At 50.0% G+C, this 12089-nt stretch carries 14 protein-coding genes; 3 read left to right on the plus strand and 11 right to left on the minus strand.

Annotated features, from left to right (window positions below; translation table 11 throughout):
• Positions 1 to 27 precede the first annotated feature (27 nt).
• The 6 genes from NYR52_RS10460 to NYR52_RS10485 form a co-directional block, all read right to left on the minus strand.
• On the minus strand, positions 28 to 717 hold the full coding sequence (locus NYR52_RS10460) for a protein kinase domain-containing protein (protein ID WP_158283335.1): 690 nt from the start codon (positions 715 to 717) through the stop codon (positions 28 to 30).
• A gap of 162 nt (positions 718 to 879) precedes the next feature.
• The gene (locus tag NYR52_RS10465) at positions 880 to 1746 is read right to left on the minus strand and encodes a patatin-like phospholipase family protein (protein WP_132222144.1); all 867 of its coding nucleotides are present in this window, start codon (positions 1744 to 1746) and stop codon (positions 880 to 882) included.
• A gap of 136 nt (positions 1747 to 1882) precedes the next feature.
• On the minus strand, positions 1883 to 2038 hold the full coding sequence (locus NYR52_RS10470) for a hypothetical protein (RefSeq protein ID WP_158283336.1): 156 nt from the start codon (positions 2036 to 2038) through the stop codon (positions 1883 to 1885).
• A gap of 180 nt (positions 2039 to 2218) precedes the next feature.
• Entirely contained in the window at positions 2219 to 2647 is a 429-nt protein-coding gene (locus tag NYR52_RS10475) for a DUF2243 domain-containing protein (protein ID WP_132222146.1), read from the minus strand.
• 113 nt (positions 2648 to 2760) lie between these two features.
• Positions 2761 to 3684: a pseudouridine-5'-phosphate glycosidase gene (locus NYR52_RS10480; protein ID WP_132222148.1), complete on the minus strand. Its 924-nt coding sequence runs from the start codon at positions 3682 to 3684 to the stop codon at positions 2761 to 2763.
• Entirely contained in the window at positions 3681 to 4628 is a 948-nt protein-coding gene (locus NYR52_RS10485; protein ID WP_259435600.1) for a carbohydrate kinase family protein, read from the minus strand. Before NYR52_RS10485 ends, NYR52_RS10480 begins: the two co-directional genes overlap by 4 nt.
• 373 nt (positions 4629 to 5001) lie before the next feature.
• Here NYR52_RS10485 and NYR52_RS10490 point away from each other — a divergent pair, with 373 nt between their 5' ends.
• A complete protein-coding gene (locus tag NYR52_RS10490) occupies positions 5002 to 5151 on the plus strand; it encodes a hypothetical protein (protein WP_158283338.1) in 150 nt (49 codons plus the stop codon).
• Between the two features lie 243 nt (positions 5152 to 5394).
• Positions 5395 to 6903 (plus strand): golvesin C-terminal-like domain-containing protein, encoded by a 1509-nt coding sequence (locus NYR52_RS10495; RefSeq protein WP_211341923.1) that lies wholly within the window; start codon positions 5395 to 5397, stop codon positions 6901 to 6903.
• A gap of 68 nt (positions 6904 to 6971) precedes the next feature.
• Here NYR52_RS10495 and NYR52_RS10500 read toward each other — a convergent pair whose 3' ends face one another.
• Entirely contained in the window at positions 6972 to 7175 is a 204-nt protein-coding gene (locus NYR52_RS10500; protein WP_132222152.1) for a hypothetical protein, read from the minus strand.
• Positions 7176 to 7333: 158 nt separating this feature from the next.
• Here NYR52_RS10500 and NYR52_RS10505 point away from each other — a divergent pair, with 158 nt between their 5' ends.
• Positions 7334 to 7780: an EVE domain-containing protein gene (locus NYR52_RS10505; RefSeq protein WP_132222154.1), complete on the plus strand. Its 447-nt coding sequence runs from the start codon at positions 7334 to 7336 to the stop codon at positions 7778 to 7780.
• A gap of 300 nt (positions 7781 to 8080) precedes the next feature.
• On the opposite strand, the gene NYR52_RS10510 is transcribed toward NYR52_RS10505, so the two are convergent.
• The 4 genes from NYR52_RS10510 to NYR52_RS10525 form a co-directional block, all read right to left on the minus strand.
• Entirely contained in the window at positions 8081 to 8713 is a 633-nt protein-coding gene (locus NYR52_RS10510) for a fumarylacetoacetate hydrolase family protein (protein ID WP_132222156.1), read from the minus strand.
• 133 nt (positions 8714 to 8846) lie between these two features.
• Complete coding sequence (gene abc-f, locus NYR52_RS10515) at positions 8847 to 10493, minus strand: ribosomal protection-like ABC-F family protein (RefSeq protein ID WP_259435601.1); 1647 nt, start codon at positions 10491 to 10493, stop codon at positions 8847 to 8849.
• Positions 10494 to 10589: 96 nt separating this feature from the next.
• On the minus strand, positions 10590 to 10715 hold the full coding sequence (locus NYR52_RS10520) for an RAxF-45 family protein (RefSeq protein WP_259435602.1): 126 nt from the start codon (positions 10713 to 10715) through the stop codon (positions 10590 to 10592).
• A gap of 112 nt (positions 10716 to 10827) precedes the next feature.
• Positions 10828 to 12084 carry a dicarboxylate/amino acid:cation symporter gene (locus tag NYR52_RS10525; RefSeq protein ID WP_132222160.1) on the minus strand — a complete coding sequence of 419 codons (1257 nt, stop codon included), beginning with the start codon at positions 12082 to 12084 and terminating at the stop codon, positions 10828 to 10830.
• Between the last annotated feature and the right edge of the window lie 5 nt (positions 12085 to 12089).

Below are 12089 nucleotides of genomic sequence, written 5' to 3' on the forward strand. Positions count from 1 at the left end.
AAAAAGCCCCCTTGTGGGAGCACAAACTTAGGACGAATACCTTTTGCGGCGCCGAATATGCCAGTCGGAGGAAGAGTAATGGCGACGATGTGAGGATGAGTAGCTGTGATGATGTCGGTGACGACGATAGTCGGAAGAAGAATAGTATCGGCGCTTCCGTTTCCAATTCGATGATGAGAAAAATCCAAACAATCCACAGTGATATTTTAGAGCTTCCAAGTCTTCAGCCAATTCCCCTTTGTGAGCGGCGGGGTGATCGGTGTGGAAGAAACGGCCCACATCCACGATTTTGACTTGCCCATCCTGATCGATCATGATGTTATTCAAGTGCAAGTCATCTGCTATGATCCCTTGGCCGTAACACCGTTCAATCGCTGCTTCAATCTGGCTAAACTGCCGCTCGGTCAATTTTTCGCCCGCTTTCAGGGCTTGTCCCAATGTATATCCACTCACCTTGTCCACAATCATAAACTGATCCTCTTTATAGTAGAGCGTGGGAAAAGCGGGATGCTCTTGTAGCTCAGCCAATAACACCGCATCCCCCTTCTCGCTGGGATCGGTCTTGAACACTTTGACCGCATACTGTTCAAATTCATACACCTTGCCGCTCAATCCTTCTCCCAACAAGCGGTGGTGCTGGTCCATGTTCCCTGCCATAATCATTGCGCCGAGATGTTCAACAACGGCTGGATCAATCGATAACGCGTGTCGGTCCATCTTGGGTCCCCTTTCAAGCTTGCGCATTTTATCTCCATGGTACGCTTTCCCTGCCTACTTACGAGAGAAACGCATTGTGATGTGATGTAACAAATCGTTCACGTAATTGCACCAGAAATCAAGTCTCTTCCACCGCCACTTGGCAGCCGTTAGGCCTTTTCTTCACACTGGATCGTCCACTAGGCGCGGTTGCAATATCTGCTTGATCTGGCCCATTTGCCGCAAAGCATGCTCATAACCCAATTGCAGACAGTGAAACGCCTTGTCAAAATCAAACATGCCCACAGCGTTAGCTTCTGGTTGCAACACCAGATCCGCTTGCCCGGTCACATGCTTGATTTGATGGGCCAACCCGATGCTCACTGCCCGCTTCAATACCGATATGCAGGACGGGAAAGGGGTGTCAACCGCTGCGGCCGAGACCATATTGATCGCGATAACCCGCTCTGCTCCCATCGCATGCAAGGCTGAGACCGGACAGTTGTCAATCACGCCTCCATCAATAAACACCCGGTTGCCGTATTCGACTGGCTTAAACAGCAAAGGGATGGAGCAACTGGCCTGGACAGCTACAGCAATGGGAATGTCCGTCACCACTTCTGAATCAGGGCAAGGTGGCCGCATGGTGTGAGAGGTGAAGATCACCTTTTTGCCTGATTTTAAATCGGCTGCCACCAGGGCAACTGGCAATCGCATCTCCCGCATATGCGCGTGATTCGTTTTGTGGGCGATCAATTGGTGAAGCCGTTCCCCTTTAAACAGACCCGGGAGGGAAAAGTCGCCACGCAACAGTTTGAATATAAGCGATTTGTAATCTACGTCGAGCACATCGCGCGTAAAGGCAGGCACGAAGGCTGTCAGTTCATCCACCGACAATCCGTAACCATACAAAGCTGCAACCATCGCCCCCGAACTCGTCCCGGCCAAGGCATGAATTTGGATGCCATGCTCCTCCAACGCTTTCAACACCCCGACATGAGCACAACTGGTGATGCCGCCGCCACTCAACGCTACTCCGACTTTTTCCATTTCACCCGACCTCTCGCATTCCAAATGATAATCTCAGTATCCGCATGCCACAGGTGTGATATTCCTCTTTTTTCCGCCGCTTATCAGTGAAAACCTTTCCATCAAAAAAGCCCCTTTTGGGGCCGATGGTACGCGATTATTCACCTTGTCGCTTCACTTTCGATTCGCCGATTTGACTATGCGCTTCATAAATGGCAGCAGAGACGTTTTGTTGTTTGTCTTCAAATCCAACCTCTTCTGCAAACTCCGTATCTTCTTGTGCCGGCTCATTCTGTTGCTTCTTATTCTCCACAGTAATTTCCTCCTATCATAAAGGCTGATGAGGTTAGCTTACCCCGTCCCAGGCGGAGATTATCCATCTCGTACAATCTATAATCTGTGCATCAATGTAGATGAAACCATAGGGCAACACGGTGGAGAAAACCGATAGGCAACTCAACCTTGGCCGTATTGGATCAGCAGGAGTTGGCTTTTATCTCTCTGCTCCCTTGCGTACCAGCAACCAACCCCAGCCAATCATCACCAGCGCCACTGTGTCAAATAACAAATCGTAGCCAAGCGGGTTGGGCACATACTCATGCACATGATGTACACCCAACAAATGATGGTTGATGATCCCTTCCAGCAAATTAAACAATCCCCCGCCCAGCAAAAAAAATCCCCAAAAGCGCCGTCTTTCCCTTAGCATTATGAGCGGGTCACTTCGTGAAATCAACACCGTGGCTACAAACCACACCAATGTGATGGCCAAATGGAACCAACCATCACTCACTACTTGGTCGGGTTTGGCATGATACATAACCATACTGTGCCACTGCAACAGCTGATGAAAAATGATGCCGTCCAGCATCCCCGTCACACCGACACCAAAAAGAAATGCGCCCCAAAACTGCCTGCGCATGCCATCACCTCCTTACCCCACATTGTGGTCAATTCGTGTCTCCCTTAATCCGACTCCGAAAGTAAACAAGCCCCCTTCCGGCACGATAGGCCTGAAGCGGGCTCTCCTTGCACTTATTCATTGATCAACGCATGATAAGCCACCGCGACCTGTGCGGCGACTCGGGCATTGTGTTTCACCAGCGCGACATTGGCCGCCAAGCTTTCTCCTCCCGACAACGCTTTGATCCGATCCAACAAAAAAGGGGTGATCCGCTTTCCAGTGATTCCTTCCTGCTTCGCTTCCTTGAGTGCTCTGCAAATGATCGCTTCCATCTCATCAAAATCTAAAGCAGCTTCCGACGGCACCGGATTGGCGACCACTAATCCCCCATCCAATCCCAACCTCCATTTGGCGCGCATGATTTGGGCGACATCCTCAGGCGCGTCGACACGGCAATCCACGCCGTATCCACTATCGCGAGCATAAAAGGAAGGAAAGGCGTCTGTTTGATAGCCGATGACCGGAACACCATTTGTTTCCAATACCTCCAACGTTCGCCCAATATCCAAAATCGACTTGACACCGGCGCTGACCACAGCTACCCGGGTGCGCGCCAGTTCGGTCAAATCAGCGGAAATATCCATCGTCTGTTCCCCTTCCCGATGCACTCCGCCGATCCCGCCGGTGGCAAAGACGCGAATGCCGACCGTCGCCGCACAGATCATGGTCGCCGCCACCGTGGTCGCGCCAACCTTTCCCATCGCCAGCACATAGGGAAGGTCGCGGCGGCTCACTTTTTCCACCTGTTTGCGCGTGGCCAAAAACGCCAGTTCTTCGTCATCCAATCCTATTCTCACCTTATGGTTAAAAATAGCGATCGTCGCCGGAACAGCACCTTGCTCGCGTATAATCCGTTCCACTTCCTGGGCCGTGGACAAGTTGTGCGGATAAGGCATGCCATGGGAAATGATGGTGCTTTCCAAAGCGACGACGGGCTTGCCTTCATCCAGTGCCCGTTTTACTTCCGCAGACAGGTGCCACATCTCTTCTTTCATGCGCTCTCCCCTCTTAACTGCTGCTGAATCCGTTCAAAACTCAAATCGCAAGCCACATTATCGACGGTTTGCACCGCGAGTTGCGCCATAGCCAATCCAAATCGAACCGCTTCTGCACCTACTGTCCCCCGCATCCATTGAACCAGTACGCCAGCCACAAAGGCATCCCCGGCCCCAGTCGCATCCACCACTGCGGCAGCCGTCGCAGGCCACCGCAACAATTCCGTCGCCGACGCGCAGATGACCCCCTGTCCGCCCAATGTGAGAAATACCTGCTTTACGCCACTTTCCAGCAAAGAGTTGGCCGCCGTTTCCGCTTCTGCCGGAGAACCAATGGGCTTGCCAGTCAATGCTTCCGCTTCTTCAAGGTTGCAAAAGAGCATCTCTAACCCTTCCAAATGTGCTTTTGCTTTGGGAGCTTTGGCAGCGGAAACCAAATTGACACACACCGGAATCTGTTCTCGCCGACATCGTCCGATCACATACTGAAGCGTCTGTTCAGGAAGATTCGTGTCAAGGAACACCAAAGCGGCCGAAGCGAACAACGGCAAATGCGGCTCAATCCAAGCCACGGTCATTTCTTCATATATCATTGTGTCGGCGAACGAGACGACCAATTCTCCATTGGCATCAATTAGCGCCGTATAAGTTCCCGTCCGGGCTGTAGGACTAATGTCCACATACTGGACATTGACCCCCGCCCGTTTTGTACTCATGATCACCCTTTCGCCGATGCGATCTCGGCCCACACGGGAAACCAAAGAAACGCGCTCCCCTAACCTCGCCACCGCTTCTGCCACATTGCGGGCCACGCCGCCACATGTTTCAATCGTTACCGCCGGATTGGAAGAGCCCAATCTGACGGTGGTTTGACTCATCGCCTTGCGGTCCAAGTGGGCTCCACCGATGCACAAAAGCCCGGACCGGATGCTCTTCTGATTCACCAAACCATCTCTCCCTCATCTGTTTAGTCAGGAGCTTGAAGCGGGAACCCCAAACACAAACCGAATTATTCTTTATTTTCAGAACCATCCAATTACAGTTTAACAAAACCATGTGCGCTGAACCAGCTTTTTAATCCCTCTCGTATGAGGAAGAGATCATCCATCCATATTAAAAAAATGACCAAAGTAAGACCGACGGTGATCATTCAGCAAGTGAATCTTTTTCTTCTGTTCCATCCTCTGTCTGAACCATATGGTGACACCAATGGCTATAAACGTTTTCGTACCTGTTTGGAGCGAATCAACTCCTTACAGTGGGATGGAACTCCTTACTGATAACCGTCGGCATCCATCAAGAAAGAAGGTGAGAATCATGAACCGAGAACCGCGGCCAGCATGGGACGCCTCAGACGAAGAGATTCTGTCGATGGGCCACGAAAAGAAACAAGAATCGGCCAACTCGCTTATCTACAATCAATCTTCTTCCGATGAACCAAATTGGGATCTTCTTGTTGAAAGATAATGTCACCCAAATCCCTTTGGCCGGGAGGACAAATCACCTGTCCTCTCCCGGCCAATTTTTATGTATCCCGCACGATCAAACACAAAACATAATATTATTTACTATCAGAATATTATTATTTATAATAACATTAGTTATCCTGTCACATTTACAAAAATGATCTCTTCTTATTTTTTCATGCAAACGTTCGCACTAAACTCCTACACATCCCAATCCATCTATTTGTAAAGGAGGCGTCTTCATTTGAGAAAGCGTTTGCTCTCTTGGTTAGCTATTTGCTGTCTGCTCACTCTGCCTTTCCTGTCAGCTCCACCGCCCGTTGCAGCTGAGGAACAGCCATCTTTGTCCCATGTTTTCGATATGGCCGCCTCAGAGTTTGAGGTGCCCGTTGAAGTGTTGTTAGCAATTGGCTATGCCGAGACGAGGTGGATGGATCATCAGGGCCAACCCAGCCAGCTCAACGGATACGGCATTATGCATTTGGCCGAAAACCCCACCAATGACTCATTGGTACAAGCCAGCCAATTGCTAGGCATAGATAAACAAGTGCTGACCCGGGACATCCAGGCTAACATCCGCGGCGCGGCAGCCGTGTTAGAGCATATAGCCAAAGAACAAAACCAAGGGCAAGTGCCGAAAGAGCTGGCCGATTGGTACACTGTTGTAGCGGAATACAGCGGACTATCCAGCCACCAAACCAAAGCATGGTATGCCGATGATGTATATGCGCTGATCAACCGCGGTGTCTCTCGTGTTATCAACGGCCAAGAGGTGCGATTAGAACCCACACCGGTCACACCCAACCGCGGAGAATACGGTGAGCCTCGCGATCCGTCCGGCCAAGCCACCCCTGATTATCCTGAAGCACGCTGGGTGGCCGCATCCAGTGCCAACTATACGGCCGCCAACAGGGAAGCCGACGGTAATGCCATCAACTACGTGATCATCCACACCACGCAAGGCTCATATAATGGGACGATCAGTTGGTTTCAAAATCCCTCTGCCCAAGTGAGCGCGCATTATGTCATCCGCTCCAATGATGGGCAAGTGACCCAAATGGTGCAGAACAAAGACATCGCTTGGCATGCGGGCAACTGGAATTACAATGTCCACTCCGTGGGGATCGAGCATGAAGGGTATGTTAATGATCCAGCCTGGTATACTGACGCTATGTACCGCGCCTCTGCCAAGCTGACCCGCTGGTTGTGCGACAGGTACGGGATTCCCAAAGACCGCAGTCACATTATCGGCCACAACCAAGTTCCAGGCGCCACCCACACCGACCCTGGTCCCAATTGGGATTGGAACTATTACATGAGCTTAGTCAATCAGTCAGGCGGCGGTGCCGAGTTAGTCACTGATAACGCCACTTCAAACCGCTTCACTGCCAGCGCCAATTGGGCGATAGGCACGACCAATGCCCAAAAATACGGAGCGGATTACCGGTACGCCAAGCCTGAAACGATCAGTGATGCAGCTTGGTACAAAGTAAACCTCCCCACCTCTGGAAGCTATGATGTATATGCTTGGTGGCCGTCAGGCTCCATCTACAATGACCGGACACCTTATGTGATCAACACCACCAGCGGTAGCCAGACCGTCCACGTTTCCCAACAATCCAGCGGAGGTGTCTGGAACCATCTGGGAACCTTTAACTTTGCGGCGGGCGATGCCAACCGGATTGCCGTGTCGCGATGGACGACAGGCACCGGTTATGTCATCGCTGATGCTGTCAAATTCGTGAAAAGGTAAATGAACCGCCGCTTGCCAACAACAAAGTGTAAAGCGGCCCACCATACAGGAGGGCCGCTTGTTTTCACCTATGATTGTTGTTCTGATGTTACCACCGGCGCACTCGGTTCTTCAACCACTTTGGTCTCTTTTTTGAACAAAGGGGCAACATACTTTTTCATAAAAAAGCCCGCCAACAGCAAAACAACCACCCCTTTGAGGATGAACAGCAACAAGTCTGCTCCCAAGGGGATCAACAGTTGGTTGACATAATCAGGTTGGCCTATTGGCATAATGAAACACACTCCCATTGGTATGTATTTAAAGAACTGACCCCATTCTACCACACTTTATGTGTCGTGTTGTCCATTCCCCGGGAAATGTTTCTCGCAAGTGGGTTTCCGCTGGCTTATCATAAAAGGAAACGCAGTTCTTGGAGGGACCATTCAAGATGGTGGAACAGAACCTTACGGCATGGATCTTTCAATACAATCCCAAGCTTGGTTTTGATTTGATGCAACATCTCAAGCAGCGGGACTTCCTCCCCAGCGAACCCGATACTTGGAGCGTCAATCAGCATCGTCAACGAATCAAACAAGGAGATGAAATCTATTTCTGGAAAACGCAACCCAACGCAGGAATTTACGTGATTGGAAGGGTGATGAGCGATCCCTTCACCATTCATGAATATAATCGATTCGGCGGAGTGAAGTGTTATGTCCGGTTTGACTATATGCTAAACCAACCCGTTTTGCGCAAGCATTTGTCGCAAGATCCTGAATTCGCCAATCTGTCCATCCTGCGCAATCCCAAAGGAACCAACTTTCCAGTCAGTACCGCGGAACGGAAAGCATTTTGGGAATGGTTTCAATTTGTGGGCCTTACTCCTTGCCGATAAAAAGCATGTTATCAACCCACGATCATGATGGTAAATGGAGAGGATTCACCAAGCGGGACTTCGCGACATTTTGCAACTTAAAAGCCGTATCCCGATTGGAATACGGCTATGTACTGCTTATTTATAGTCCTTCAAGAGCAGCATTCCGGAGATGGGCCTGTGATCACAATATAATCATGACCTACGCCTGTTTTAGCAACATATGTAGTTACTCTATACATATACGTAAAGCTACAAGTGAGCTTTTCTCTCTGAAACTTACAAATTTATCAAACCGCACCAAGCATGACCGCTGGTGATTTACTGATCCGTGCCGGCAATTACACACTCCCCGAGCACGTCGTCTCCCCACAGCAACTGCAACCTGTCACCCGCATGCACCTCACCGACACCAGCCGGCGTGCCAGTATAAATGATATCCCCTGCTCCCAGTCCCAAATGATTTCCGCAAAAATCGACGATCGTCTGCAAATCGAACACCATGTCCTGAATGTTGCCACGTTGCACCTCAACCCCATTTTTGGCAAGGGCAAAATCCTTGTCAGCACAGGTCTCTACACCCGGGAAGGGGTAAAACTTGGTGACCAGGGCTGAGTTGGGAAATCCTTTGGCCTGAAGCCACGGATGACCTTTCCGTTTTAAATCTTCTTGTAAATCACGCAACGTAAAATCGATACCGAGCGCAAAAGCGTCAATCAATTCATCAACTGATAGCCCTTTTTGATACGGTTTGCCGATTCGGATGACCAACTCCGCTTCATAGTGCACCCGCCCTTGACCCACAGGCAGTCTGATGGAGCGCCCATCGGCAAACGCTAACGCATGGGTCGGCTTGGAGAAAACCATCAGCGACGAGGGCACTGCATTGCCAAGCTCCGCCGCATGCAGACGGTAATTGCGGCCCACGCAATAAATGTTGCGAATCGTATCCATTTCCTATTCCCCCTCTTTTGTTCCCCGCGTTCTCTTTTAAAGATACCCGAAGCAGGAATCGGTGTGAACTGCCCCAACTCAGCCAAACATAAAAAGGAGCCTTTTTTCATCAAAAGGCTCCTTTGTGCTGAAGTCATACCTGTGATCGACCGCCCTCCAAGCGTTTGCCTTTGGCCCAATCATAATCACCATCGTAGCGGTGAAGTTGCTGATTTTCCAACCAATAAATGGTGCCGAACAAGCGATTTAAGAAATAACGGTCATGGGAAACGGCGAGGATGGTGCCGGGGAATTCCGCCAATGCTTCTTCAAGAACTTCCCGCGAGTCGATGTCCAAGTGATTCGTCGGCTCATCCATAACCAACAAATTGATATCCTGATGCATCAACTGTGCCAACCGCAACCGCATCCGCTCCCCACCGCTCAAGTTACCCACTTTGCGGAAGACAGAGTGGCCATAAAAAAGGAACCGGGCTAACAAATGGCGAGCTTCTCCTTCTGTCACCGCGACTTCCTCTCTGAAGGCGTTGATCACCGTTTGCTCGGGATCGCCTTCATAGCCCGCTTGGGAAAGATAGCCCACTTTCACGCTGTCACCCAACCGCACCCAGCCATCGTCCGCTTGCTCCCGTCCCAAGATAATGCGCAACAACGTGGATTTGCCTGTTCCATTTGCGCCGACAATGGCACATCTTTCCCCGAAACGTACCAACATCTTGCACTCCGCGAACAGCAAGCGGTCACCATACAACTTGCCAAGATTTTCGGCAACGATCACATCTTTGCCGCTCCGCTTGGCAACATCAAATTGCAAACGCATTTTCCTCCGCTCCAAAACAGGCTTTTTCACCTTCTCCATTCGCTCCAGCGCTTTTTCCATGCTTTTGGCGCGCCGATGCATGCCTGCATTGGGAGGATTAGCGCGGTTGGCCCATTCTTTCAGACGTTTAATGGTTTCTTTCATTTTTTTGATTTTCTTCTCCTGCTCTTGATACTGTTTGAATTCAGCCAGCAGGCGTTCTTCCTTCAGTTTGGTAAACCGGGAGTAGTTACCGGGATATATTTGAATCTCTCCATCTTCCAAATCCCATGTCTCATTGGTCACCCGATCAAGAAAGTAGCGGTCATGAGAGACGACCAACACGGCGCCTTGATATTTTTCAAGATAGTTTTCCAACCATTCCACCGACGGCAAATCCAAATGATTGGTCGGCTCATCAAGCAACAAGCAGCCCGGCCGGGACAGTAACAATGTAGCCAAACCAACTTTTGTCTTTTCTCCACCGCTCAACTTGTGAAATGGCAGATTCCACATCTCTTTGGGCACACCCAATCCAGTAGCTACCTGGATAATTAGCGAGTCGATCTGGTACCCGCCTTCTTGTTCAAAGCGTTCGCGCAACGCATCCCATTGGCTGAGCAAGCGTTCTAGTTTTTGGGGAGAGTCCGTTTCACCCATTTGCAACGATAATTCATTCATTTTACGCTCCATGGCAGTCAGTTTGGCAAACGGTTGCCGCAACACGTCCTCCACCGTGGTCTTCTCATCCGTCTCTGGCAATTGTGCCAGATAGCCTACTTTCGCTTGCTTGCGGATGAAGACTTCTCCTTCATCTGGCCGCTCAATCCCTGCCAAACATTTCAATAGGGTGGTCTTCCCGCTCCCGTTGGCACCAACCAAGCCAATGCGAGCGCGTTCATGTATTTCGCCATCTATTTGTTTTAGTACCCATTTGGCACCCGACATTTTTTTCAATTGATGACATGCGCATACGATCATCGACAAACACTCCTTTTTGGACGCAAAAAAGCCATCAGCATACACACCCGCTGATGGCTTTCTCACATCTATGCTGAGAATAGTGGGGTTCTGATGCTACGCTTGAATTGCTGGTATTTGGCTAAAAAAGGGCACACGTATCCCGTTTTCAGCCAAACCATGGGTAATGGCAGCAATTTCCACCACCAACCAACCCAGCCAATTCTGCCATGCGTAGCTCATGAACCCTCACCTCCTTGTCGTTGATCAGTATTGTCGCACTTTCCATTTTAATTGAAATTTCTTTCATAAGCAAGCGGCAAATCGCCCGTGTCCGCCGGAAGCTGCGTGCATCCTAAGATGCAACAACTTTCTGCTCCGCCGCTAGCTGTTTGGCCTCATCAAATTCTTGTTCGCTTTTGGCCACAACGATGGTGGCGATCCCATTTCCGATCATATTGACAAGCGCACGTGCTTCAGACATGAAACGATCCACGCCCAGCAACAACGCCAATCCCTCCATCGGTATGACCTGCATCGCCCCCAATGTGGATGCCAACACAATGAAGCCTCCACCGGTCACTGTGGCTGCCCCCTTGGACGTCAACATGAGAATGGCGATGACTGTCAATTCTTGCGTTAGACTCAAGTCCACCCCGCTCACCTGCGCCAAAAAGACTACAGCCATGGTCAAATAAATCGAAGTCCCGTCCAAGTTAAACGAATAGCCGGTGGGAAGGACCAACCCAACCACTGATCTGGAACACCCATACGCTTCCATTTTATGCATCATCCGCGGCAAGACGGATTCCGATGAAGAAGTGCCCAAAACGATCAATATTTCCTCTTTGATGAATTTCAAATATTTCCATAAACTGAATCCATATATCTTACAAATCAGATTAAGGATGACAAACACAAAGAAAATCATGGTCAGATAGACGGCCAACATCAATTTCCCCAACGGGATAAGAGAAGATAAGCCATAATGCCCAATCGTGTATGAGATTGCTCCAAGCGCCCCCAGCGGCGCCACCCGCATCACCATATTGACGAGTTTGAAAAAAGCTTGACTGATCCGCTCGAACACTTCAATCACCAGCTGGTTTGCCTGCCCGAGGGACGCCAAAGCGAAGCCGAACAGGACAGCGAAAAAGACGACCTGAAGAATATCCCCTTTTGCGAACGAATCTACCACATTGGAGGGGACGATATGGATCAAGAAATCCACCATATCCATTTTCTCGCCCTCATGAACATATCCATCCACTTGTTTGTTGTATTGTGTGCTGTTTAGGGGCACTCCCTCACCCGGCTCGACCACATTGGCGACCACCAGGCCGATAATCAACGCAAACGTGGTCACGATTTCAAAGTAGAGTAGCGCTTTTCCTCCAACCCTTCCCACTTTTTTCATGTCGCCCATTTTGGCAATGCCGAGCACAATCGTAAAAAAGATAATCGGCGCAATCACCATCTTAACCATGTTAATAAAGATATCACTGAGCGGTTTCAGGTAATTGGCCGTGTTTGGTGCGATTGCGCCAAGGATGATCCCGATGGTGATTGCGCTTAGTACTTGAAAAGTTAAATTTGTAAATAATTTCCTCACTACTT

The organism is Laceyella sacchari (assembly GCF_024927925.1).
Classification (GTDB): Bacteria; Bacillota; Bacilli; order Thermoactinomycetales; family Thermoactinomycetaceae; genus Laceyella; species Laceyella sacchari.

Bases quoted from the DNA above. Each gene is read 5' to 3' on its own strand.
- NYR52_RS10460 (WP_158283335.1), bottom strand. From the start codon at position 717: ATGGACCGACACGCGTTATCGATTGATCCAGCCGTTGTTGAACATCTC.
- NYR52_RS10465 (WP_132222144.1), bottom strand. From the start codon at position 1,746: ATGGAAAAAGTCGGAGTAGCGTTGAGTGGCGGCGGCATCACCAGTTGT.
- NYR52_RS10475 (WP_132222146.1), bottom strand. From the start codon at position 2,647: ATGCGCAGGCAGTTTTGGGGCGCATTTCTTTTTGGTGTCGGTGTGACG.
- NYR52_RS10480 (WP_132222148.1), bottom strand. From the start codon at position 3,684: ATGAAAGAAGAGATGTGGCACCTGTCTGCGGAAGTAAAACGGGCACTG.
- NYR52_RS10490 (WP_158283338.1), top strand. From the start codon at position 5,002: ATGAACCGAGAACCGCGGCCAGCATGGGACGCCTCAGACGAAGAGATT.
- NYR52_RS10500 (WP_132222152.1), bottom strand. From the start codon at position 7,175: ATGCCAATAGGCCAACCTGATTATGTCAACCAACTGTTGATCCCCTTG.
- NYR52_RS10505 (WP_132222154.1), top strand. From the start codon at position 7,334: ATGGTGGAACAGAACCTTACGGCATGGATCTTTCAATACAATCCCAAG.
- NYR52_RS10510 (WP_132222156.1), bottom strand. From the start codon at position 8,713: ATGGATACGATTCGCAACATTTATTGCGTGGGCCGCAATTACCGTCTG.
- abc-f (WP_259435601.1), bottom strand. From the start codon at position 10,493: ATGATCGTATGCGCATGTCATCAATTGAAAAAAATGTCGGGTGCCAAA.
- NYR52_RS10520 (WP_259435602.1), bottom strand. From the start codon at position 10,715: ATGAGCTACGCATGGCAGAATTGGCTGGGTTGGTTGGTGGTGGAAATT.